The organism is Nocardia sp. bgisy118, assembly GCF_057708605.1.
In genome coordinates this window covers 64,061-86,694 of the sequence record NZ_JBYISM010000023.1, presented here as the reverse complement: position 1 = coordinate 86,694, position 22,634 = coordinate 64,061, and the positions used below count along the sequence as shown (strand labels likewise).

Genomic DNA, 22,634 nt, shown 5'->3' with positions numbered 1-22,634 from the left:
CCAGTTCAGGTCGTGGCCGGGGCACCGACGTGGATCCAGCTCTGCGTCGCTGGTCGATGGCGCAGAGCCGGTTCCCGAGAATTCAGTCGACCGAGGCGGGTCCGAGGGGGGCGAAGGCAGGCGGTCTGCGGTCGAGGTAGCTCGTGACGCCTTCGGTCGCGTCCGGATGGGCGAACGCCGCGAGCATCAGATCGTCGGCCAGGGCTACCGCGGCCGCGAAGTCGGAATCCATGGCGCGATGGACCTGGCTCTTGACGATGCTCATCGAGGCGGGGGAGCAGAAGTTCGCCAGGTCGGTCGCGTAGTCGACCGCGGATTGCAGCAGCGTCTCCTGCGGACAGAGGCGGTCGACGAGCCCCATCGCATGGGCCTCGTCACCGCGAATCACTCGGCCGGACAGCAGCAGATCCAGCGCACGGCTGCGGCCGATCACGCGGGGGAGCAGCCAGGCGATCCCGTACTCCGCGATCAAGCCGCGGCGAACGAATGCCGTCGTGAACTTCGCGTCGGGGGTGCTGAATCGCAGGTCGCAATAGAGTGCCTCGACCAGCCCGAGTCCGGCGACCGCGCCGTTGATCGCCGCGATCAACGGTTTGCGTACCGAGAGCGGGAACTCGCGGGGGCGCTGCCGTTCCGGGGCGGTGAGATCCGTCGCCGAACTCGCTGCGGCCAGATCGTCCATGTCCGCTCCGGCGCAGAAGCCCCGCCCCGCCCCGGTGACGACGATGGCTCGGACCTCAGGGTCGTTCTCCGCACCGTCCAGCAATTCGAAGTAGCGGCGCTCGAGCGTGTCGTTCCAGGCGTTGAGCCGGTCCGGCCGGTTGAGCGTCAATATCAGTACCGGGCCGCGTTTCTCGGCCAGAACGGTGTCGGTGGATGCCTGGGCGGTCGTGCTCATCGCCGTGTCCCTTCGTCGTGCTCGCTGACAGGTGCTTCCGGGTGGAGGTCGGTGGATCACCGGGCTCACGACCGGCCGAGAGCGGCCCAGAGCCGCTGAGTGGTGTCCGCCGCGTCGCGGTGCAGGACGCCGGCGAGTCCGGCGCGCTCGGCCGCGACGATATTCTGCGGCAGGTCGTCCACCATCACGGTCGCTCCTGGATCGACATCCAAACGGGCGCAGGCGATGTCGTACGCGCGCCGGGAGGGCTTGCGCACTCCGATCTCGCCGGAGATGGTGACGGCGTCGAACATCGAAGCGAGATCGAATCCGGCGTAGCAGTCGTCGCCCAGTGAATTCGACAGCAGCCCCACGCGGAACCCGGCATCCCTGACTTCGGCCACCAGCTCGATCATGGCGTGGTCGGCGCGCATTCCGGACTGAATACGGCGCACGAGCCCGCTGCCGTCCACCTCGACGCCGTGTGCCCGCAGCCGCACGGCGAAGCCCTGTTCGAACTCTCGCTCGCGCATGCGCCCTTCCTCGTGCGCGACCAGCAGTTCCCGCGCCTCCGCGTCGTCCCTGAACAGGCGCAGCGGTAAGCGTGGGTCGCAGCCGAGCGACTCGCCGAAGGCCTGGAACGCGTCGAAGACGCTGGACGTCAGCACACCCCCGAAGTCGAACAGCACAGCGGTCGCCCGGACGGGGTGCTCGGTGGTTGCGAGTGTCGGACTGGTCATGGGATTCCCTTTCCGCTCGGTGCCGCCGGACCGGACGGGGCGTCATGGTGTCGAGTGCGTGCGGCTGGCGGCGGCGCGGCCGAGCGCTTGGTGCGAGTGTCCAGTTTCGTTTCCGGAATCGAGCGTAGTTGAATCTGAGTTCATGTTCAATCCCGATGGCCGACCGTGAGCGGGCGTTTTGCTCGGCGGTGTGACCCGGCGGGCCATACCGGTCCGCAGGTTTCGGACGGATGGATGCGAGACTGTGCCGGTGACCGGATCAGAAGACCGCTCGCGCGCGGACGAGACGCGAGCACGGCTGTTGGAAGCCGCTGTCGCCGCGTTCGCCGAGCGTGGCTTCCACGGCTCGACGACCCGCGACATCACCTCGATCGCCGGCCTCAGCGCCGCGGCGATCTACGTTCATCACCGTTCCAAGGAGGAGTTGCTCTACCAGGTCTCGCGTGCGGGTCACCAGGACACCCTGGGCAGAATCCGGGGGGCCGTCGCCTCCGCGGACGACCCGGTGGGCCAGTTGATCGCGGTGATGCGGGAATTCTCGATCCATCATGCCCGCGCGCACACCGTGGCCAGGGTCATCAACTACGAACTCGCCGCGCTGAGTCCGGAACATCAGCGGGAGATCACGGCGATCCGGCGGCTCATCGACCGCGAGGTGCGCAGCCTGATCGAGCGCGGCGTCGCGGCGGGCGTCTTCGACAACCCGAATCCGCGCATGGCGGCGATCGCGCTGCTTTCGCTCGGCATCGACCTCGCGCGGTGGTACCGGGACGACGGTCCGTGGTCACCCGAGGAGATCGGCGACTACTACGTCGACCTCGGCCTGCGCATCGTCGGCGCGCGGAAACGGGACACCTGACCTGCCGCGGATTCGCGGGCTGCGCCCGTGAAGCCACCGACTCGGTGCGACTGCCTCCACTCCATCTCTTGAACTTGACATCGGATTCGGGTAATTGTCGAAGTCGAGTTTTCAGTACAACGAGATATCGGAGCAGTCTCTTGACAACGGTCTCCCCGCACAGTGCTCGTCTGACCTTCCGCGCCCTCGAGCCCATCCACGGAATGATCTACTTCACCCCGCACGGCGCCGACGCGTATCGCGACCTGGGCATCACGAATCCGCGGATGATGTACTTCGCATCCAGGTCCGCTGCCTTCGGTCCGGTGGCGGCCGATGTCACCGTGGCCGCGTTCTTCAACTTCAATCCGGCCGCGGTGCACGCCGTCCTCCCGGCCGCGTGGGAAATCGCCACTCCCGCGGCGATTCTGCGCGCCAGGTCGGTCGCCGCGGACCGATCGCTGCGACAGGCGTGGGGCGATGACGTCACCGGCGCCGACGTGCGCGAGGCCGCCGATCTGGCCCGGCGAGCCGCCGAACGCGCCTGCGAGCGGCCCCAGGGGCGTGCGCTGTTCGCGGCCCACGCGGCGCTGCCCTGGCCCGACGAGCCGCACCTGGTGCTCTGGCATGCCCAGACCTTGCTGCGGGAGTACCGAGGCGACGCCCACGTGGCCCTGCTCGCGACGGAGGGGCTCGACGGTGTCGAAGCGTTGATCACGCACAGTGCGACCGGCGAGATCGCGGCAGAGGTGCTGCGCGTGAGCCGAGCCTGGAGCGAGGAGGACTGGGCTTCCGGCGTGGACCGGCTCCGTGGTCGGGGATGGTTGGCGGACGGGGATCTCGCACTGAATGAGCACGGCGCGGCCCGGCGCGGGGCGATCGAGGAGAAGACCGACGAGCTGGCGGTCTATCCGTACGAGGCGATCGGCGAAGAGGGGTGCGCACGGCTGCGTGCGCTGACCTCGTCGTTGGCGATCCGGGTCATCGAAGGCGGCCTGGGATTTCCGCCTGCGCTGTCGGAGCGCTACCGGCAGATCCAGGCCGGATCTCGGTGAGGCGGGCGAATGTGGCGGCGGTGCGACCGGAGATCACCCAGGTACTCGCGATTCCCCCGGCCGTGGTCAGGGAGATCCCGCCGGAGTTCGAGGACGGCAACCGGCACATGAACGTGACGCACTACTTCGGGCTGCACGGCGAGGCGATGTGGCAGCAACACCGTGCGCTCGGTTACGCCGGGTCGGGCAGGTTCGGTCTGTTCGCGATGGAGCAGCACGTCGCCTATTACCGGGAAGTGCTGGTGGGACACGAGGTCTCGGTGCACGTGTGCGATCTGGGGCGCACCGACAAGGTCATGCGCGGCATCTCGTACTTGGTCAATCGCAGCGTCGGCGAGGTCGCGAGCTCGTTCGAATTTCTGAGCATGAACGTCGATCGGGTGTCTCGTCGCCCTGCGGAGTTCGAGGACACCGTCGCCGGGGCCTTGGACGCATCGATCGCGCGCGCTCGGTCGCTCGGTTTCGGTCCCGAGAACGGCGTGCTCGAATTGCGCCCGACGACGGTCCGGGCGCGGGACTGAGCGGCTCCGGGCGGCGGCGTAGCGGCTTCGCGACGCCGCCGCCCGATCGGGCCGCGCGCTGAAAGCTGTTGCGGTCCCGCTCTCTTCGATTCAGCCGAGGCTGCGGGCGAAGTCGATCAGGGCGGCGTTCACTTCGGCCGCGCGTTCCTGTTGGATCCAGTGCCCCGCACCCTCCAGGATGATCGACCCGCGCAGGTCGGACAGCACGGAGGTCATCTTGGCGGTCGGGGTGAACCGGATGACCGGGTCCTCCGACCCGGCGATGAACAGCGCGGGCCGGTCGATCTTCGCGTCGGCCAGGTCCGCGGTGAGCTCCCAGTTCCGGTCCAGGTTGCGGTAGTAGTTGAGCCCGCCGGTGAAGCCGGTGTCGGTGAAAGTCTCGACGTAGTAGCCCAGTTCGGCTTCGCTCGTCCAGTCCGGGACCGCGGGCTCCGCGCCGACGAGAGCACGGGCGCTGATGACGTCGTCCATGAGCAGGGTGCGTCGCACGTCCGCCGCCAGCGCGGCGTCGGCTACGCCCGGCTCCTGGAACCAGCACATGTAGAAGTCGTCGCCGAGCCGGGACCGCAGGATCGCCATCGGCGGCGCCGAGGAGCGCGGAGTGACCGGAACGCTCAGGCCCGCGACCGCCCGCACCCGGCTCGGATACCGAAGGGCGAATTGCCAGACCACCGACGCGCCCCAGTCGTGGCCGACGAAGATCGCGTCGTCGAGACCCGCGTCGTCGAGCAGGCCGACCAGATCGGCGCACAGGGCGGTGACGTCGTAGTCCTCGATCCGGTCCGGGCGGGCGCTGCCGCCGTACCCGCGCATATCCGGGGTCAGCGTACGGAAGCCTGCCTCGGCGAACGCGAAAACCTGATGGCGCCAGGAAAATCCGAGCTCGGGGAAGCCGTGGCAGAAGACGACCGCGGGCCCCTCGCCGTGGTCGACGACCCGCAACTCGATCCCATTCGTCGCGACCTGGCGGCTGCCGAGTCGCAGCCACTCATCCAGCAGATTGCGTGTTTCCATCCCGGAGTCCACCTCGTGTTCGGATGCTGTGTCGCTCATCGACGGTATTCAATTTTGACGTCGAATTCAACTAGCTCGACGGGTCGTGCGGCGGTGGCTGCCCGCCACGCCTCAGACGAACAGGTCGGGGTCGGAAGCGGTGATCTGATCCCACAGCGGCTGGGCCTGGAACCAGCCCGCACGGTGGGTGCCGACCTGTTCTCGCGTGATCAGAGCCGTCTCCCGGTCGATCAGCTTGGGACGTCCCGCGGCCATCGCCAGGAGCTGAGCCTGGCAGGAGCGTTCCATCGTGATGAACCACCACACGGCCTCGGCCACGGAGTGCCCGACCGTGAGCAGGCCGTGGTTCTGCAAGATGACGGCCTTGCAGGAACCCAGCGCGCCGGCGATCCTGCGTCCCTCCTCGGCTTCGTTGACGACGCCGCGGTAGTCGCTGTAGACAGCGTGGTCCTCGAAGAACGCGCACGCGTCCTGGGTGATCGGATCGAGCGGGATGCCCAGGCTGGAGAACGCCTTGCCGTGTACGGAATGCGAGTGCGCCGCCGCCACCACATCGGGACGGGCGGCATGGACGTGCGAATGGATCACGAAAGCCGCCCTGTTGACGGGCCGGTCGCCATGTAGCACTGCGCCTCGGTGATCCACCAGCACTAGGTCCGAGGCCTTGATATGGCTGAAGCTCATGCCGAATGGATTGACCCAGAAGTAGTCCGGGTTCTCGGGGTCGCGGACGGTGATGTGTCCCGCGACCCCTTCGGCGAAACCGAATCTGCCGAAGAGGCGGAATCCCGCGGCGAGCTGTTCTTTGCGGTACTGGCGTTCGGCCTCGATCGAATCGAACGTCGGCGGCGTCGGCAAGGCCGCGCCTTCGGACTGCGGACCGATGGCTGCGATGTGCGGGGCGTTCACGGAGGCCTCCTGAGGGTCGCGCGGGTGGGCGTCGACCGGTGCGATGGCGTGCCGGTGCGCCGTGGATGTGCGCGCGAGGCCGCCGGGCGGCTCAGTGGCGCGCAGCGCTCAGCATAGGCGAATGTGACGTCAGATTCATGTTTATCCGAAAGGCCGTCGGCGGGGAATTCGGGCGAGGCCACCCCTGGAAACGGGTCGGGCAGGGCCGACGCGGTGCGCCGGTCCTGCCTGATCTCGTGTGGTGTCGCCCGTGTCCCCGTCTTCCAGCGTGAGGACGGACGCGACTACGTGTCAGCTGTAGTTGTAGAAACCGCGGCCGGTCTTGCGGCCGAGGCGGCCCGCGTCGACCATCCGGCGCAGCAGCGCGGGCGGGGCGTAGTGCGGCTCGGCGAACTCCGCGTACAGCGACTCCGCGGCGGCCAGGGCGATGTCGAGGCCGACGGTGTCGAGCAGGGTCAGCGGGCCCATGGGGTAGCCGCAGCCGCCCTTCATGGCCGCGTCGATGTCCTCGGCGGTGGCGTACCCCGACTCCAGCATCCGCACCGCCTGGCACAGGTAGGGGATGAGCAGCGCGTTGACGATGAAGCCCGACCGGTCGCCCGCCTGCACGGTGGTCTTACCGAGGGTGTTCTTCGCGTAGTCGGTGACGGCGGCGGCCGTCTCCGGCGCGGTCACGAGGGTGGAGATGATCTCGACCAGCGGCATCACGGGGACCGGGTTGAAGAAGTGCACGCCGACGACCCGCTCGGGGCGCTGGGTGGCGCCCGCGACCTTGATCACCGGGATCGAGGACGTGTTGGTGGCCAGGATGCCGGACGGCTTGACGATCTTGTCGAGCTTGCCGAAGATCTCGTACTTCAGCGACTCGATCTCCGGGGCGGCCTCGATGACCAGGTCGCGGTCCGCGAACTCGTCGATGTCGAGGGTGACGCGCACGCGGGCGATCGCCGCGTCCGCCTCCTCCTGGGTGATCTTGCCCCGGGCGACGCCGCGAGAGATCGACGCGGCGATGCGCTGCTGCGCGGCATCCGCGTACTCCTGCTTGGTCTCGAGCACGAGCACCGAGCTCCCGGCCTTGGCGCATACTTCCGCGATGCCGGCGCCCATGGTGCCGCCACCGATCACTCCGACCAGCTCCACTGTCATCTCTCCAAACTCGAATCCGTCATCGCTAACGGGACCATCCACAACTCCCCGGTAGCGTACTTTCCTTCGTCTGCCACCTCTGACGGTAGGAGGAGGTCGCGACGGCCGGAGTGGGGCGCGTCACACGCCAGGTGCACTCGGCCGAGGCGTGCTCAGAAGGTCGCGTCGCCGACGATCCCGGCGCGCTCCATCTTCCGGACCGCGGGCCAGTAGTCCTGGACCGCGTAGTGCTGGGTGGACCGGTTGTCCCAGATGGCGAAGCTGTTCTTCGTCCACCTCCAGCGCACCTGGTACTCGGGAATGCTCGCCTGTCGCATCAGGTAGTGCAGCAACTCGGCGGCCCCCGGGGCGTAGTCGGCGCCGAAGCGCACGTTCTCCGGGGTGTGGTAGTTGACCAGGTGCGTGGTGAAGGAGTTGACGAACAGGATCTGCTCACCGGTCTCGGGGTGGGTGCGCACCACGGGGTGTTCGGCGTCGGGGAACCGTCGTGCGAGGTCGTGCCGCTCGTCGATCGGCATGGCCGCGCCGAAGCTGGCTTCGATGCTGTGCCGGGCACGCAGGCCGCGGATACGCTCCTTGACCCGGTCGGGCAGCCGCCGGTGCGCCTCGGCCATGTTCACCCAGATGGTGTCCCCGCCGACCGGCGGTGTCTCCACGCAGCGCAGGACGCACCCCATGGGCGGGTGCTGCCGCCAGGTCGCATCGCAGTGGTAGGCGTTCTCGAAGTGCTCGGGCGGGCTGTCGAGATCCTTGTAGATGCGGACCAGGCCCGGATGGTCCGGGTCGCTGCCCGCCACGGGGTGGTCCTCCAGCGGACCGAAGCGGCGTGCGAGAGCGACGTGCTCGGCGCGGCTGATGTCCTGGTCGCGGACGAACAGCACTTTGTACTCGAGGAGCAGGGCGCGCAGTTCGGCGAACAGAGCGTCGTCGCGAGCCGCCTGCGCGAGGTCGACGTCGTACAGTTCGGCGCCGATCGTGCAGGTCAGGGGCCGCGCCCCGATCGACCTGCGGACTGTCGAATTCCTATGGGGGGCAATGCTTGTCATGAGAATCTTCTCCTCTGGGTCGAGTCGTGGCTACGGTTGTGCGTCAGAGCGTGAACACCGAGGAGCCGATGCTCCGGCCGGATTCCAGGTCGCGGTGGGCGTGCGCGGCGTCGGGAAGCTCGTAGCGCTGGTTGACTTCGATGCGGATTCGTCCCGCGGCGACGTGGGAGAACAGTTCGTCGGCCAGTTCGGCGCGCTCGGCGGGATCGGCGATGTAATCCGCGAGGGCGGGCCGGGTGACGAACAGTGACCCCTTGACCGCCAACTGCATGGCATCGATGGGCGGCACCGGCCCCGAGGCCGTGCCGAAGCACACCAGCAGCCCTCGGCGCGACAGCGAATCCAGCGACGACGCGAACGTGGCCTTGCCGATGCTGTCGTACACGACGGGCACACCGGCGCCGTCGGTGATCTCGCGGACTCTGGCCGGGACGTCCTCGCGGGTGTGGATCAGCACGTGATCGCAGCCGTACGCGCGGGCGATCTCGGCCTTCTCCGGACTCGACACCGTTCCGATCACGGTGAGCCCCAACAGCTTCGCCCACTGCGTGAAGATCAGTCCCACGCCGCCCGCGGCGGCGTGCAGCAGCACGGTGTCCCCGGCGTGCAGTGGATGAATGCGGCGCAGCAGATAGGCCGTCGTCAGGCCGCGCATCGTCATCGAGGCGGCCACATCGAAACCGATCCTGTCCGGCAATCCGATCAGATGCTCGGCGGGCATCACCCGCTCGGTGCTGTACGCGCCCAGCGGGCTACCGGTGTAAGTGGCACGGTCGCCGGGCCGGAAATCGCGCACGCCGGGGCCGACGGCTTCGATCACACCCGCGGCCTCGACACCCATGCCCGCGGGCAGCGGCGACGGGTAGAGCCCGCTGCGGAAGTAGGTGTCGGCGAAATTCAGTCCGACGGCTTCGTGCCGGATGCGTACTTCGCCGGCGCCGGGCTCGCCCACTTCGACATCCTCCCAGCGCAGCACCTCGGGTCCGCCGGTCTCGTAGAAGCGAACAGCTTGTGCCACAGTGGATCTCCTCCTCGATGCCGCACCGCGATGGCGCGGCGGGTCTCTTGTCTCCGACGAACGGTGTCCGGAATCCGCCATGCACACCCGGCGTGCGCGGGTCGTGACTATCGGCGGCGGAGCTGCGGAAGGTCGTATCCTTTTCCGCTGGTCACCGTCGGGGTATGTCATCCACAGTAGGGCGGGCGAGCCGGAAGTGCTTATCCTTAGGGGACGAGTTCATGTTCATTCCGGGACATCAGGAGGTCGTGTTGAAGCCGCTGGCTCGCTACGCCGCGCTGCACAGTTATGTGGAGCTCGGCCGGTCGCTCGGCATCGACCCGGTCGGGTTGATCAGGGAAGCCGGTCTCGATCCGGCGGGCGTGAGCATGCAGGATCGCTGGGTTCCGGCCGCCGCCATCGCTGACCTGCTCGAACGCTCCGCGCGCGCCTCGGGGCGCGAGGACTTCGGGCTGCGCCTGGCCGAACGTCGCCGCTTCGCCAACCTCGGGCCGCTGAGCCTGGTCATCCGCGATGAACCCGATGCCCGTAGCGCGCTGCGCGTCATGTCCCGGCACGAGCACCTGTACAACGAGGCCATCCACACGCGTCTCACCGAGCGCAACGGCATCGCCACCATTCGCCTTGTCCTCGACCTCGGCGAGCCGGGGGAGGCCAGGCAATCGACCGAACTGGCGATCGGCGTGCTGCACGGACTCCTGCGGGGGTTCCTCGGAACCGAGTGGCAGCCAAGGGAAGTCCGCTTCGCCCACGCCGCGCCGCGCGACAGCGGCACCCACCACCGGCTGTTCGGGCCACACGTCGCCTTCGATCAGGATTTCCACGGAATCATCACCTACACAACCGATCTCGACGCGCCGAACGCGATGTCGGACCCCCAGCTCCGGCTCTACGCCCAGCAGCAGTTCGACTCGGCCCCGAGCCCTCCGGCCGCGACAACGGTGGATCGGGTTCGCGAACTCATCGAACTGCTCCTCCCGGCAGGCCGCTGCTCGGCCGACCAGATCGCCAGGAGCCTCGGCGTCGACCGGCGCACCATCCACCGCCATCTCGCCGCCGAAGGCGAAACCTTCACCTCGCTGGTGGATGCCACTCGTGCCGAGCTCGCCCAGCATATGGTCGCCAGTCGCCGTCACTCGCTGACCGAGGTCGCCGAACTGCTCGCCTTCTCCTCGCCCGGCAACTTCTCCCGCTGGTTCCGCCAACGCTATGGGTGCAGTCCCACGCAATGGCGTGCGGCTGCTGAGGGGCAGTAGAAATCGTTCTGCCACAAGGCATGTCGTCCCAGGCGAGCACCTAGAGCGGCGGATCGCCGGGGGCGCAACCGAAGTCAGCCCCGACTGGTGCGAGGGAGTTGATCGGTTCGACTCGGCATGTACGGGGGAGCGAGGTTGAACCGGCGGCAGTCGGCGCACTTCCGCGACATCGAGTCGGCCGTGCCCGTGTGGTGGAAAACCGCCTGGGTCGGGACGATCTCGAGGGTGTAATCCCGCAGCGCGGCGTGACCGTCGACGATGAGCACGTGCCCACCCGGCGTGTGGGGCGGCCACAGCAGGGTGACGGCCGGGTTGGCGATGATGTTTCGGCAGGTCACCGGGCCGGGCGCGGCGATATGGAACCGGTCGCTGTCCAGGACGGGATGCTGCGGCGTGGTGTGCGGTCCCCAGTCGCCGATGCTGACCAGGAAGGCGAGCTCGTACCGACCGATCAGATCGACCAACTCGGACGGAAGATGCGGCGCGCTCATTCCCCCAGATTAGGGGAATTTGCGGAAGTATCGCCGTGAATGAGTGATTGTTGGCCTGTATTCACCGTAGATGAGGTTACTCGATACCGAGAGTGACCTCGGTCGCCTTGATCAGAACCTTGACCACCGAGCCCTCGGCGAGGCCGAGGTCGTCGGCGGCGGCGCGAGTGATCGACGAGGTGATCTCGTCGCCTCCCGTGAGGCGGACGCGAACGACGGCCATCGCTTCACCGCGGGTGACCGAGACCACGGTTCCGTCGAGTTGGTTGCGGGTGCTCAGGCGCATGGGCGCGACGATACGCGCCGCCGTCGCGGCCGTTCGGTATCGCCGCGCCGGTCGGCGAGTTCAGTAGACATCGCGCACGTAGCGTTTGTCGTCGGTGAGTCGCTTGACGTAGGCGTCGGCATCCTCGGCCGTCATGTGGCCGTGGTGCGCGACGATCTCGCGCAGCGCGGTGTCGACGTCCTTGGCCATGCGGGTGGCGTCGCCGCAGATGTAGAAATGCGCCCCGTCGTCGAGCCATCTCCAGAGGTGGGCGCCGTGTTCGCGCATCCGGTCCTGGACGTAGACCTTGGTGCGCTGGTCGCGGGAGAACGCGAGGTCGAGGCGGTCGAGAACGCCGTGGTGCCGCAGCTGCTCGAGCTCGTCTCGGTAGTAGAAGTCGGTCGCGCGGTGCTGTTCACCGAAGAACAGCCAGTTCTTGGCCTGGTCGCCGCGCGCCCGGCGGTGGTCGAGGAATCCGACGAAGGGGGCGACACCCGTGCCGGGGCCGACCATGATCGCCGGTACGGCCGGATCCTCGGGTGGCCGGAAATGCGGTGATCGTTGAATGTGCAGTGCCAGAGGGCGATCGGGCTCGCTGTCGGCGAGAAAGGTCGAGCAGAGCCCGCCGCGCGGTCGCCCGGTCGGGCCCGCGTAACGGACGACCGACACGGTGGTGCGGACGACGGCGGGGTCCACCAGCGGGCTCGACGAGATCGAATAGAGCCGCGGCCGGATGCGTTTGAGCATGTCCACCCAGCGTTGCGGGTCGGCGATCATCGGGTGGTCGGCGGCGATATCGGCCGGCTGGCGGCCCCAGAGCCATTTCGCCAGCTCGCCCTTGTTGTCCGGGCGCAGCAGCGTCTCCAGGTAAGGGTCGGCGGTGTGTTCGACCAAGTGCCGCAGGAGTTCAGGCGTGATCTTGGTCAGATCGAGATGCTCCTCGAGCGCGACGGCCAACGGCAGCGGACCGGCTTTGGGCACCTCGACGACGGCCGCGGGGTCGAGGCCGGTCGTGGCGAGGAACTCCCACACCAGCCCCAGATCGTTGGCCGGGCGCACGCCGAGCGCATCGCCGACGTCGTACCGCAGTTCGGTGTCGCTGAGGTCGAAACTGAACTGCCGCACCTCTTTCTGCGCGCCGTCCAGGCTGAGCAGGCGGTTGCCCACCAGTCGGCCGAGCGGCCGGTCCGTTTCGGTGCGGCCGGCGGTCTGCGCGGTGGCGGCACCGGGTTCGACGCTCACCGCCGTAGCCGACCCAGCCCGAGCGGTCGGCTGCTGCGCGGGGGTCGTGACCTGTTCGACAGGCGCGGCGGACGGTGGAACGGCCCCCGAATCGATCGGTGCTGTGAGAGCCGACAGCAGCTGTTCGAGCCAGGCGGTGGCGGTCTCGTCGAAATCGGGTTCGCAGTCCGCCCGAGCGACGAGCCGTTCGGCGCCGAGTTCGCCCAGGCGTTGGTCGAGGCGTTTGCCGTGCCCGCAGAAGGCGTCGTAGTTGGAATCGCCGAACGCCAGCACGGCGAATCGCGTTCCGGCGAGCGCTGATTCGGGCAAGTCGACGAGCGACTGCCAGAACCCGGCGCCGTTGTCCGGGGCGTCGCCGTCACCGAAGGTGCTGCTCACCACGATGAGGTCGGCTTCACGGGGCAGGTCCCCCGAAGAGAGGGCGTTCATGGCGTGGACCGCGGGCTGGACGCCTCGCTCGGCCAGCGTCTTGGCGAGGGTTCCGGTGGCGAATTCCTCGGCTTTGCCGGTCTGCGACGCCCACAGGACCAGCAGTGGTCGTGTCGCGGCGGATGCTTCGGGGCCCGTCGCGGGAGCCGGTGCGGAGGCCGTGGCCGGAGGAAGAACGGCGACCGTCGCCGGTCGGTCGATGCGGAGATGCGGTGTGTACAGTCCCGCCAGCATGCCGTCCACCCAGGCGGCGGCGCTCGGCCGCAGCGGGGTGGACTGTGGCAGGGCGGGCAGGATGCCGGTGTCCCCGGTGCGCTGCACGGCGGCGAGAAACCCGGTCAGATAGGCGGATTCGAGGTCGCTGAACTGCGGCGCGGCAAGGTCGGCGATACCGAGCAGGGACGCGGCTGTCACTACGTGCGTGGCCGACGGTGGGGCAGTGATTGGCTGTTCGGGGGCAGGGACGGACGGCGTCTCGGGCTCGAGTACCAGGTGTGTCTCGACGGGTGCGGCGACCTTCGCCAAGGCGACCGCGCAGACCTTGAATTCGGGTTGGTGGGAGATCGGATCGACCGCGTCGTTGGTGACCGCGTTGATGGCGCGGTACTCGCCGAACAGATCGTTCCAGTGGAACGGTGCGAACGTAGTACCGAGTCGTACCCGGTCGGTGAGCACGGCCGGGAGCACCGCCCGGCCGCGCCGTGAGGCGACCTCCACCCAATCGCCTTCGGAGACGCCGATTTTCCCGGCGTCGTCGGGGTGTATCTCGAGGAAAGGGCCGGGGTTGAGCTTGTTGAGCTTGGCGACCTTGCCGGTCTTGGTGAGGGTGTGCCACTGATGCTGCACCCGACCGGTGTTGAGGACGAAAGGGTAGTCGTCGTCGGGTAGTTCGGCGGCGGGTAGATGCGGACGAGGGAAGAACACCGCGCGCCCTGAGGCGGTGGGGAACCACAGCCGTGGCGTCGACCCGTCCGGGTGCGCGCGTACTTCCTGGCTGATGCCGTCGTTGTGGTAGCGGATCGGGTTGCGCGCGGGCCCATCCGGGGCGATCGGCCATTGCAGCGGGCCTTCGCGCAGCCGCTGGTAGCTGACCCCGCGTAGGTCGTAGCCGGTCTTCGGATTCCAGGCCCGCTTGATCTCGTCGAGGATCTCCTCGGCATGCGTGTAGCCGAAGGCATCGGAGTATCCCATCGCACAGGCGATGCGCGCGATGATCTGCCAATCGGGGATGGCTTCGCCGGGTGCGGGCAGCGCCTTCCGCACGAGGGTGAGGTTGCGCTCGGAGTTGATCATCACCCCTTCGCCCTCGACCCAGAGGGTGGCGGGCAGCGTGATATCGGCGTAGGCGTTGGTCTCGGTGTCGACGAAGACGTCCTGGGTGACGACCAGTTCCGCGGCTTCGAGTCCCGCCAGTACGGTCTTCCGATTCGCCACGGTGGCAACGGGATTGGTGCAGATGATCCAGCAGGCTTTGATCTCACCGGCCGCCATCCTGGCGAACATGTCGACGGTGCCGGTGCCGACGTCGGTGCGCAGTGTGCCCTGCGGCAGGTCCCAGAGCCGTTCGACGAACTCGCGGTCGGCGTCGACCAGCACCGACCGCTGGCCGGGCAGGCCGGGGCCCATGTAGCCCATTTCCCGCCCGCCCATCGCGTTCGGTTGCCCGGTCAGCGAGAACGGGCCACTCCCTGTGCGGCAGATCGCACCCGTCGCCACATGCAGATTGATCAGTGCGTTGGTGTTCCAGGTGCCGTGCGTGGACTGGTTGAGTCCCATTGTCCAGCAACTCATCCAGTTGTCGGCGGCGCCGATCAGTTCGGCGGCCCGCCGGATGTCGTCGGCGGCCAGCCCGGTGATCTCGGCGACCGTGGCGGGCGGGTAGTCGCGCAAGAACTCCGGCATCACCTCCCAGCCCTCGGTGAACTCGGCGATGAACTCCGTGTCGGTGTGGCCGTTCTCGACGAGCAGATGCAGCAGCCCGTTCAGTAGTGCGAGATCGGTGCCGGGCGCGATCTGGAGGTACAGGTCGGCTTTGTCGGCGGTGGCATTGCGGCGCGGGTCGACCACGATCAGTTTCGCGCCTGCCTTGACGCGATCCATCATGCGCAAGAACAGGATCGGATGGCAGTCGGCCATGTTCGCGCCGATGACGAAGAAGACGTCGGCGTGGTCGAAGTCGTCGTAGGACCCTGGTGGACCGTCCGCCCCGAGCGACAGCTTGTATCCGCTGCCCGCGCTGGCCATACACAGCCGGGAGTTGGACTCGATCTGATTGGTTCCGATGAAGCCTTTGGCCAGTTTGTTCGCCAAATACTGTGCCTCGAGGGTCATCTGGCCCGAGACGTAGAGGGCGACCGCGTCGGGGCCGTGTTCGTCGACGAGAGCGCGCAGCCGCCGCGCGGTCTCGGCGATCGCGTCGTCCAGCGGCACAGGCTGTGCGGCGCTGCCGCGCTCGGCGCGGACAAGGGCGGTGGTGAGCCTGCCACCGGCGGCGATCATGTCCGCGTGGCTGCCGCCTTTGGTGCACAGTCGGCCGCCGTTGGCGGGGTGATCCTTGTCGCCGGTCGCCTTGCGTATCCGGCGGCCGTCCGCCGCGCCGTCGAGTTCCAGCGTGATGCCGCATCCCACACCGCAGTAGGAGCACACCGTGCGCACTGTGTTCGCCCCAGCTCCGGATTCGGCTGCCGCCACCGTGATTCCTCCCCGCTCGCATCGTCGTGCTTCGTCGTCCTCCGGACTCACGCTAGGAACGCCCTGTTACCGGCTCGTCACATGCGCGGTTACGGTCACCTCCCCGTCCGGGTAGCGCGGATGTGAGGAGCGGCGAGTCCGCACAATACTCCTCATGCGCGGGTGAGATTCTGGAAATTGGTAGGCAATTGCGGTGAAAGAGGCAAGAAATCTCCGTATGTGAGGATTTAGGATCGCACTGGTTGTCACTGGTTGTCATTAGGGAAGGACTGATGCGTGGGCGCGGTACACACCGGATCCCTCGATGCGGGAACCCGATCGGAGGTCGGTGTCGAGGAAATCGACACGGTGCTGCGCTCGGCGCTGACCCCGGTGCCGGTCAGGTACCACCCCGTCGCCGACGCGGTGGGCGCCACGCTCGCCGAGCCCGTGACGGCGGCTTGCTCCTTCCCGATCGCCGATACCGCGGCGATGGACGGATTCGCGATCAGCGGGCACGGCCCGCGGTGGACGCTGCGCATCGGGTTGTGCACGGCAGGTCAGCAGTCGACCATCGTGCTCGCCGACGGTGAAGCCGTCCGCATCTCGACCGGAGCGCCGACCCCGCGCGGCACCACCGCGGTCGTGCGATCGGAGCACATGCTGGTCGAACGGAGTGGCAGACAATGGATTCTGCGATCCGCCCCCGGAGTCCCGCGCGCCAATGACACCCGGGTACTCGGCCAATACTGGTCAGCCGGTGACGAACTCGCCTCGACCGGGGTTCGCGTCGACCCGGCGCTGGTTTCTGTCGCGCTGAGCGCGGAAGTCCCGACCGCCGCGATTCGCGGGCCGCTGCGTGCCGATGTGCTCATCACCGGCGACGAGATTCGCGCGTCCGGACATCTCGTACCCGGGCAGGTTCGCGATGTGCTCGGGCCGGTACTGCCGCAGTATCTGCGCGGCTGTGATATCGGTTGCCGCAAGCTGTGGCGGCTGCCCGATGACCGCGCGCTGCTGCGATCCTGGTTCGAACTCGACACCGACGCGGAGCTCGTCATCAGCGTCGGCGCCACGGGCCGGGGCACGGCCGATCGGCTACGCGACGTGCTCGACGAGATCGGGGCGCACATGCTGATCGACGGCGTGCGCATGCGGCCCGGTGGCTCGCAGATCGTCGCCCGCCTCGCCGATGGGCGGGTCCTGCTGGCCCTGCCGGGAAATCCCTTGGCGGCCATCGCGGCCACGCTCGTGACCGGCAGATCGGTGGTGCGCGCTCTCACGGGCCGCCGCCCGTCACCCCCGCTGCGAGGGCGGATACTCGACGCGGCGGCGCCGGACCGTGAACTGACCCGGGTCGTGCCCGCCTGGCAGGTCGACGGCGGCGTCTGGCGGACCAACGGTGCGGTGAGCACTCCGCATCTGGCCGATCTGCTCGGCGCGCACGCACTGGCGCTGTTGCCACCCGGGGTAGGCCGGGGTTCTCTGGTCGAGATCCTGCCGCTCCCGCACTGAATCACACCGCAGGAACCATTGTTCGCGTGGGTTTTTCACCAACGGAGTCGCCGACCGAGCCAGTCAGTGGTGACCCTGGCCGAGCGGGCTTGGTATCGGCGGAGGCTGGGTGATCGTGGTGGCGCGGGCTCACGGCTTTTCGCGGCCCAGTAGCCGGCCAAGGCGCAGAGGAATGCCGAGACCGCGACAGGATCGATGTCACTGGTCACCGGATGGGTGGCGAGGAGCCGATCGGTATCGATTCCGTGCGCGGCGATGGCCGGGCTGAGTGCGACTAGGTCGATCCACGCGGCTCCGCGGCAGGGCCATGCCCAGTCGAGGACCGCGATGGCGCCGTCGGGTCGGAGCAGCATGTTGTCCGGGCGCAGGTCGGTGTGCAGCAGTGTTTCGCCTGCGGCGTGGTCGGTCCAGGTCGATTCCAGCTCGGCGAGCTTGTCGAGGTTGCGCCGCGACCAGTCGTCCAGGTCGGCGGGTGGCTGGTGTTCGGCGAATCTCCGCCAGCTCGGCTGGTCGATCGAGCCGGGGATGGTGACCGGGTACGTAGTCGAAGATCGCGACGAGCCAACCGGGGGTGTCGAGGCTGAATCGCAGCGCCGGCGCGGGAGCCGTCGACGGCAGACGGGCGGCGGTTTCGAGCTCGGTCCGGTACATCGCGGCGAGACTGTCGTCGGAGTCGATCGCCTTGACGAAAACGTCTCGGCCGTCGCTCAATTCGAGCCGGGCGGCCAAGCCGTGGCTGAATCCGCCCGGTTGCGTGGTGGCCGCACGCACTCGCGCGCCCGAACGGTGCTCGATCTCGGCGCGCACGACGTCGGGAAGCTCGTTCCATCGGATCCGGTTCGCGCTGTTGTCGTTGCCGTCCATGCGACCATCGTGGTGCGGGCGCCTTGCCGGTTCCAATTCTTTTCACCCGGTGCCGACAAGAGACTACGACCGAATCGGGACGACTCAGTGTTCTGTTCCGGGGTCCCGCCCCTCGAACGCGGCGCCGCCGAAGGTTTCGAGGGTTGCCGCGGGGTCGCGCCAGAAGGCGGTGACGAGGTCGGCCAGCAGTTCGGGTGCTCGGATGAGGGGACCGACGTGCCCGGCGGCGGGGAGCAGGACGAGCGAGCCGTTGCGGAGCCGGTGAGCCGCGGTTTTCGCGTCCGCGACGGTCCACATCGGATCCGCGGGTCCGGTGGTGAGCAGGGTGGGCGTCTCGATGGTGGCGAGGACCGGCGTGAGGTTCGGCCGGGCCAGGCTCAACGCCGAGACCGCGTGCAGCATGTCGGTGCGGCGGGCTCGGCGAAACGCGTCGCCGACCAGTGCCGCGCCCGCGGGGTCCGCCGCGCGGGCGTCGGGACCGAGCAGGACATCGACGAGAAGGGATCGGATCGGCCGGGCGCCGACCAGGAGATAGAGCACGGTCAGCGACCGGACCCGGCGTCGCTCGGCCGGGGTGAGCGCCGGGATCGGCGCGCCCACGGCCGCGAGCGTCCGGCAGCGGCGCGGATGCGCGGCCGCGAACAGGATGCCGACATGTCCGCCCCAGGCGTTGCCGAGCCAGTCGACGGGCTCGTCGATACCCAGGTGGTCGAGGACGTCCTCCGCGACGCCCACGCAGTCGTCGAGGGTGAAGCGGCGCGTGGGTGGCGGGTTCCCGCCGTGGCACGGCCCGTCGACGAGGAGGAGCGTGCGGCTCTGGGCGAGGCGGTTTTCGACGCGGGCCCAGGTGGTGGAGTCGACGAAGAGACTGTGCCACAGCAGCGCGGGCGGACCGGAGCCGAGCGTGCGGACGTGCAGCGAGCCGAGCCGGGTCGGAGTGAGCGTCACGCCTGGGCTCCGGCCGCGGTCACCGTCTCCTGTTGCAGTACTTCGCTCGCCGCCCGCTCGCCCGAGCGAACGGCTCCGTCGACCCAACCGCACATGACGGCGGAGCTCTCGGTGCCTGCCCAGTGGACGCGGCCGCACGGTTCGCGCAGGGCAGGACCGAACTGCGTCAGCACACCGGTCGGCGCGTGGCTGAGCATCCCGCCACCGGAGTACCGCTCGACACTCCAGTCCTGCTCGACGTAATCGACGGGCAGGCTTGCCTTGTCGCCGAAACGTTCGGCGAGCGAGCCGAGTATCGCCCTTCTCCGCTCGGCCGGATCGAGTCCTCCGATACGCCGCGCGATGGGTCCCTCGGTGATGACACACAGGATCCCGGGTCGTCCGGTGTCCGTGCACGCATCGATGGTGATGGTCGCCGGTGAGCCCGGCGCCGCCGACTGTCCCGTCAGCCCGTCGTCACGCCAGAACGGCTCGTCGTACACGGCAGCGATCTTGAGGATCGAGCCGCTCGGCATGCGCTGATGCAGGAACGAGCGATTCACCGGCAGCATCGGCTCGTAGAGAATCTGGCTCGCGATCGCCAGGGGAACCGCAACGATCACCCGGCTAGAGCGCACCGTCAACTCGTCGGAGCGGACCGTCACGCCGTCGGCGTCCTGATCGATGCGCCGGACAGGCTGGGACAAGTGGATCGCATCGCCCAGCTGTGCCGCCATGGCGCCGGAGATCGCGCCCATGCCTCCGACCGGTCGCGCATCCTGGGCGCCGTCTTTGACCCCCAAGACGAAGCCGGGCCCGCCTCCCGACGCCATCTGGTACAGCACGAACAGCAACGACACCTCCGAGCCATCGGAGGTGTAGAGGCCGGCGATCGCGGTCTCGAGCAGCTCACGCGCGGGTTTGGAGAGCACATTGCTGTCCAGCCAGTGGGCCAGGCTGACCCGATCCCACTTGTCGGCATGCTTCGCCGCCCACGGCCTTTCGAGCGGAATCGCCTTGCACATGTGACCCAGCTCGAGCAGTACCGTGCCGAGGTTCAGCGCCGCCCACGGACTCATCGTCCACGGGATCGTGCCCTCGTAGCGGTGCCGCTTGCCGTCGACCACCATGAGGGCCTCGCCGTCGGTGTACTGCTGGTAACTCGATATTCCGAACTCGGTCATCAACGCCCGGATCCGGTCCTGCCCCGGCCCGATCCAGGCGCCGCCACGATCGATCCAGGACCCGTCCGCACGCACCTCGGTGAACGTGCGTCCGCCGAGCCGGTCGCGAGCTTCCAGCATCGCCACCGATCGACCCGCCTGTTTCAGCCGCAGCGCGGCGGCCAATCCGGCAAATCCCCCACCAACTACGCAATAGTCGACGTCTGTCATGAGCGCCGCCTCGTGTTGAAGTTCCGCGCGAAGACCGCCGTGCGGCCGGGCGCTACTTGCCGCACCCTCGACACACCGGGTGCACATCGCCTTCGATCAGGCTCGAGCGTCGAATTCGTCCAGCAATTCTATAGCAATCCGGGGATGCGTTCCCGGCCTCGCGCGGGTTTGGGAAGGTCGGGAATCGCGGTGGCGTAGCGGTCTTCGAGCTCGTCGACGGCGTCGTCGATGTAGCGGGCCAGGAGCTGGACCTCGGGCAACGCCGTCGGGCACGCGGTGAAGCCGAGGTGCATTCGACCGGCGTAGGACACCGCGGTGATGTTGAGTGCTTCACCCTTGAACAGCAGCGACAGCGGGTAGAGGCCCGCCATCCTCGCGCCGGCGAGGTAGCGAGGCTGCGATGGCCCCGGCACGTTCGAGACGATCAGGTTGAACGCCGGTGCGAGGCGCTCGACGGCGCCGGGTGTGAGCTGCCGGATCGTGTGCGGCGCCATGGCGAGAATCGAGTAGGGGAGCAGCGCCGCGTGCGGCAGGGCGGCCTGATGGTTCTTGGCCGCGGTCGTCGAGCGGGAAATCGTCGTCAGCCGGGCGGCGGGATCGGGCTGGTCCGTGGCGAGGTCGGCGAACATGATGCCTATCGAACTGTCCGCGTTCGATCCCTCCGGCGCCGCGATGGAGACCGGGCAGCCTGCTATCAGCGGCTTGTCCGGCAGTCCGCCGATGTCGAGCAGGTAGCGGCGCAACGCGGTGGAACACGCGGCGAGCACGATGTCGTTGGGACTCGCTCCGCTGGCCTTCGAGAGATCCTTGATCCTGTTCAGATCGATCGAGGCCGTGCAGACGCGGCGTCGCGGGCCGATGTCGACATTGAGACGCGACCTCGGTGCGGTGAACGGACCGGTCAGCGGTGCGTTGGTTCGCCACGCCAGGAACAGCGTGCCGACGGCCTTCGCCGCGGCGAACAACGCTCTGGCCGGATTCGGCCGGGATTTCGTTGCTCGACGGGCCTCGATATCGGCCGGTCGCGGACGGCCGATCGTCCAGACCGGAGTCGCCACCGGCGCGCCCCCATCGGTGGCGAGGGAGCGGCTCAGCAAGCGGACCGCGTCGACGCCGTTGATCAGCGCGTGATGGGCCGCCAGGTAGACGGCGAATCGATTCCCGGACCGTCCTTCGATGACATGGACCTGCCACATCGGGCGGCGGGTATCGAACCGGCTCGACCGCAGTTGTGAAACGAGTTGTGCCAGTTCGGATTCGCCCCCGGCGGCCGAGAGTGTGTGATGGCGGAGGTGGAAGTCGAGGTCGATGTCGTCGACCAGTGCGCGCCGAGCTCGCCGGGGGAACCGCCGCATGCGGATGACCGTCCGGAACCGGGGATCGACGTCGGTCCGCTTCCTGAAGTCCGCCAGAATGCGTCGCACGACCTCCGCGGCCGGTTCGCCGTCCGTCTCGAACGTCGCGAGCGCCGCGACGTGCATCGGCGTCGTGGGCGATTCGAGCCAGACCCAGAACGACTCGTCGATACGGAGGTGCTTGCTTCTCTTCTGGCGACCCACGATGTTCCCCTTGCGCTCGGCGGCGATTCGATGCGACATCGGCGGCGCGTGATCGGGTTGGCGGCGGCAGACTCCAGCCCGATGATGATGATTTCATCATCCATGATGGAATGGGTCAAATTGTGGGGTGTCGGCCGAGTGCTCTAACCGGCGGGGCTGTGTGCCGGTGTCGGCTCATATTTCTCCAAAGAAGCTGCTGCTCTGGCAATTTCGCCTGCTTCGACGGGGGGGACGCCCAAGGTGATCAAGCAAGCGCGGGCCGCGGCCACCTCGGGCTCGGGGTCGGTCCAGGTTTCGTCGTTGCGCGCCTCGAGCAGGGCGAGGACCAGGCCGGCGAGGGCGCGGGACAGTACCTCGGCGGGAAGGTGGTCGGAGAAGACGCCGAGGTGCTGTCCGTGGCGCAGCGTCTCGGCGCCGTTCTCGTGCACCGGCGCCAGTCGCTCTTCGATGCGCGTCCCCAGCGTCGTTTCCGCGAGTCTGAGTAGCAGGCGGTACTTGTCGCCGACTCGCCACAGGGCGATCGTGCAGCGCGCCGAGGTGACGGCGACCGGTTCGTCGGGGTCGAGCGAGCGCAGGGTTCGGGCGATGTCCTCCGAGGCCAGGTCGAGGATGCCGTCGATCAATGCCTCGCGGGTGGGGAAGTGGCCGTACAGGGTTCGGCGCACAACGCCTGCGGCGGACGCGATTTCCTCCATGCTGGCCGCGGGGTTGCGTGCCAGCTCGCCCGCTGCGACGTCGAGGATGTGCCGTCGATTGGCATGCGCGCGGGTGCCCGGTGTCGCGGATGAAGTCATGGTTCCTGTCGTCGTCGTGTGAGTCCCTTCACGTTCCAGGGTCGCACGGTTGCACGTTGCTGTG

The 22,634-nt window shown here is 68.2% G+C and carries 20 protein-coding genes; 5 read left to right on the top strand and 15 right to left on the bottom strand.

All coding sequences use genetic code 11. The features are described 5' to 3' along the window. Positions 1-82 precede the first annotated feature (82 nt). Together AC3EO7_RS25680 and AC3EO7_RS25675 are read right to left on the bottom strand one after the other, a co-directional pair. Complete coding sequence (locus AC3EO7_RS25680; protein WP_431970529.1) at positions 83-898, bottom strand: enoyl-CoA hydratase-related protein; 816 nt, start codon at positions 896-898, stop codon at positions 83-85. A gap of 65 nt (positions 899-963) precedes the next feature. Then, a complete protein-coding gene (locus tag AC3EO7_RS25675) occupies positions 964-1,617 on the bottom strand; it encodes an HAD family hydrolase (protein ID WP_435592592.1) in 654 nt (217 codons plus the stop codon). Between the two features lie 250 nt (positions 1,618-1,867). On the opposite strand from AC3EO7_RS25675, the gene AC3EO7_RS25670 reads away from it, so the two are divergent. From AC3EO7_RS25670 to AC3EO7_RS25660, 3 genes are all read left to right on the top strand, one after another. Then, entirely contained in the window at positions 1,868-2,476 is a 609-nt protein-coding gene (locus AC3EO7_RS25670) for a TetR/AcrR family transcriptional regulator (RefSeq protein ID WP_431970527.1), read from the top strand. Positions 2,477-2,616: 140 nt separating this feature from the next. Further along, a complete protein-coding gene (locus tag AC3EO7_RS25665) occupies positions 2,617-3,510 on the top strand; it encodes an SCO6745 family protein (protein WP_431970526.1) in 894 nt (297 codons plus the stop codon). 11 nt (positions 3,511-3,521) lie between these two features. Then, complete coding sequence (locus tag AC3EO7_RS25660; protein ID WP_431970525.1) at positions 3,522-4,031, top strand: thioesterase family protein; 510 nt, start codon at positions 3,522-3,524, stop codon at positions 4,029-4,031. Between the two features lie 90 nt (positions 4,032-4,121). Here the strand turns inward: AC3EO7_RS25660 and AC3EO7_RS25655 are convergent, their stop codons facing one another. The 5 genes from AC3EO7_RS25655 to AC3EO7_RS25635 form a co-directional block, all read right to left on the bottom strand. Further along, positions 4,122-5,045: an alpha/beta fold hydrolase gene (locus AC3EO7_RS25655; protein WP_435592615.1), complete on the bottom strand. Its 924-nt coding sequence runs from the start codon at positions 5,043-5,045 to the stop codon at positions 4,122-4,124. A gap of 111 nt (positions 5,046-5,156) precedes the next feature. Further along, complete coding sequence (locus AC3EO7_RS25650) at positions 5,157-5,954, bottom strand: class II aldolase/adducin family protein (RefSeq protein WP_431970524.1); 798 nt, start codon at positions 5,952-5,954, stop codon at positions 5,157-5,159. 291 nt (positions 5,955-6,245) lie between these two features. Next, positions 6,246-7,094: a 3-hydroxybutyryl-CoA dehydrogenase gene (locus AC3EO7_RS25645; RefSeq protein WP_431970629.1), complete on the bottom strand. Its 849-nt coding sequence runs from the start codon at positions 7,092-7,094 to the stop codon at positions 6,246-6,248. Between the two features lie 158 nt (positions 7,095-7,252). Then, on the bottom strand, positions 7,253-8,146 hold the full coding sequence (locus tag AC3EO7_RS25640) for a TauD/TfdA dioxygenase family protein (RefSeq protein WP_435592591.1): 894 nt from the start codon (positions 8,144-8,146) through the stop codon (positions 7,253-7,255). A gap of 43 nt (positions 8,147-8,189) precedes the next feature. Beyond that, positions 8,190-9,164 carry a quinone oxidoreductase family protein gene (locus tag AC3EO7_RS25635; protein WP_435592590.1) on the bottom strand — a complete coding sequence of 325 codons (975 nt, stop codon included), beginning with the start codon at positions 9,162-9,164 and terminating at the stop codon, positions 8,190-8,192. A 251-nt stretch (positions 9,165-9,415) separates the two neighbouring features. Here AC3EO7_RS25635 and AC3EO7_RS25630 point away from each other — a divergent pair, with 251 nt between their 5' ends. Beyond that, a complete protein-coding gene (locus tag AC3EO7_RS25630) occupies positions 9,416-10,420 on the top strand; it encodes an AraC family transcriptional regulator (RefSeq protein WP_435592614.1) in 1,005 nt (334 codons plus the stop codon). A 74-nt stretch (positions 10,421-10,494) separates the two neighbouring features. Here the strand turns inward: AC3EO7_RS25630 and AC3EO7_RS25625 are convergent, their stop codons facing one another. From AC3EO7_RS25625 to AC3EO7_RS25615, 3 genes are all read right to left on the bottom strand, one after another. Beyond that, the gene (locus tag AC3EO7_RS25625) at positions 10,495-10,911 is read right to left on the bottom strand and encodes a pyridoxamine 5'-phosphate oxidase family protein (protein WP_435592589.1); all 417 of its coding nucleotides are present in this window, start codon (positions 10,909-10,911) and stop codon (positions 10,495-10,497) included. A gap of 76 nt (positions 10,912-10,987) precedes the next feature. After that, on the bottom strand, positions 10,988-11,197 hold the full coding sequence (locus AC3EO7_RS25620) for a TOBE domain-containing protein (RefSeq protein WP_431970520.1): 210 nt from the start codon (positions 11,195-11,197) through the stop codon (positions 10,988-10,990). Between the two features lie 60 nt (positions 11,198-11,257). After that, positions 11,258-15,538 carry a bifunctional nitrate reductase/sulfite reductase flavoprotein subunit alpha gene (locus AC3EO7_RS25615; RefSeq protein WP_435592588.1) on the bottom strand — a complete coding sequence of 1,427 codons (4,281 nt, stop codon included), beginning with the start codon at positions 15,536-15,538 and terminating at the stop codon, positions 11,258-11,260. 276 nt (positions 15,539-15,814) lie between these two features. On the opposite strand from AC3EO7_RS25615, the gene AC3EO7_RS25610 reads away from it, so the two are divergent. Next, positions 15,815-17,032 (top strand): molybdopterin-binding protein, encoded by a 1,218-nt coding sequence (locus tag AC3EO7_RS25610; RefSeq protein WP_435592587.1) that lies wholly within the window; start codon positions 15,815-15,817, stop codon positions 17,030-17,032. Between the two features lie 35 nt (positions 17,033-17,067). Here AC3EO7_RS25610 and AC3EO7_RS25605 read toward each other — a convergent pair whose 3' ends face one another. From AC3EO7_RS25605 to AC3EO7_RS25585, 5 genes are all read right to left on the bottom strand, one after another. Further along, a complete protein-coding gene (locus AC3EO7_RS25605) occupies positions 17,068-17,547 on the bottom strand; it encodes a phosphotransferase family protein (RefSeq protein WP_435592613.1) in 480 nt (159 codons plus the stop codon). A 433-nt stretch (positions 17,548-17,980) separates the two neighbouring features. Then, positions 17,981-18,844 carry an alpha/beta fold hydrolase gene (locus AC3EO7_RS25600; RefSeq protein ID WP_435592586.1) on the bottom strand — a complete coding sequence of 288 codons (864 nt, stop codon included), beginning with the start codon at positions 18,842-18,844 and terminating at the stop codon, positions 17,981-17,983. Further along, on the bottom strand, positions 18,841-20,217 hold the full coding sequence (locus AC3EO7_RS25595) for a flavin monoamine oxidase family protein (protein ID WP_435592585.1): 1,377 nt from the start codon (positions 20,215-20,217) through the stop codon (positions 18,841-18,843). The genes AC3EO7_RS25600 and AC3EO7_RS25595 overlap by 4 nt, the downstream gene beginning before the upstream one ends. 128 nt (positions 20,218-20,345) lie before the next feature. Then, positions 20,346-21,815 carry a wax ester/triacylglycerol synthase family O-acyltransferase gene (locus AC3EO7_RS25590; protein ID WP_435592584.1) on the bottom strand — a complete coding sequence of 490 codons (1,470 nt, stop codon included), beginning with the start codon at positions 21,813-21,815 and terminating at the stop codon, positions 20,346-20,348. 104 nt (positions 21,816-21,919) lie between these two features. Further along, positions 21,920-22,570: a TetR/AcrR family transcriptional regulator gene (locus AC3EO7_RS25585; protein ID WP_431970514.1), complete on the bottom strand. Its 651-nt coding sequence runs from the start codon at positions 22,568-22,570 to the stop codon at positions 21,920-21,922. Positions 22,571-22,634: the final 64 nt, after the last annotated feature.

What these genes read in the sequence shown, in the direction of transcription:
- AC3EO7_RS25680 (WP_431970529.1), bottom strand. Translation starts at nt 898, where the DNA reads ATGAGCACGACCGCCCAGGCATCCACCGACACCGTTCTGGCCGAGAAA.
- AC3EO7_RS25675 (WP_435592592.1), bottom strand. Translation starts at nt 1,617, where the DNA reads ATGACCAGTCCGACACTCGCAACCACCGAGCACCCCGTCCGGGCGACC.
- AC3EO7_RS25655 (WP_435592615.1), bottom strand. Translation starts at nt 5,045, where the DNA reads ATGGAAACACGCAATCTGCTGGATGAGTGGCTGCGACTCGGCAGCCGC.
- AC3EO7_RS25640 (WP_435592591.1), bottom strand. Translation starts at nt 8,146, where the DNA reads ATGACAAGCATTGCCCCCCATAGGAATTCGACAGTCCGCAGGTCGATC.
- AC3EO7_RS25625 (WP_435592589.1), bottom strand. Translation starts at nt 10,911, where the DNA reads ATGAGCGCGCCGCATCTTCCGTCCGAGTTGGTCGATCTGATCGGTCGG.
- AC3EO7_RS25620 (WP_431970520.1), bottom strand. Translation starts at nt 11,197, where the DNA reads ATGCGCCTGAGCACCCGCAACCAACTCGACGGAACCGTGGTCTCGGTC.
- AC3EO7_RS25595 (WP_435592585.1), bottom strand. Translation starts at nt 20,217, where the DNA reads ATGACAGACGTCGACTATTGCGTAGTTGGTGGGGGATTTGCCGGATTG.
- AC3EO7_RS25590 (WP_435592584.1), bottom strand. Translation starts at nt 21,815, where the DNA reads ATGTCGCATCGAATCGCCGCCGAGCGCAAGGGGAACATCGTGGGTCGC.
- AC3EO7_RS25585 (WP_431970514.1), bottom strand. Translation starts at nt 22,570, where the DNA reads ATGACTTCATCCGCGACACCGGGCACCCGCGCGCATGCCAATCGACGG.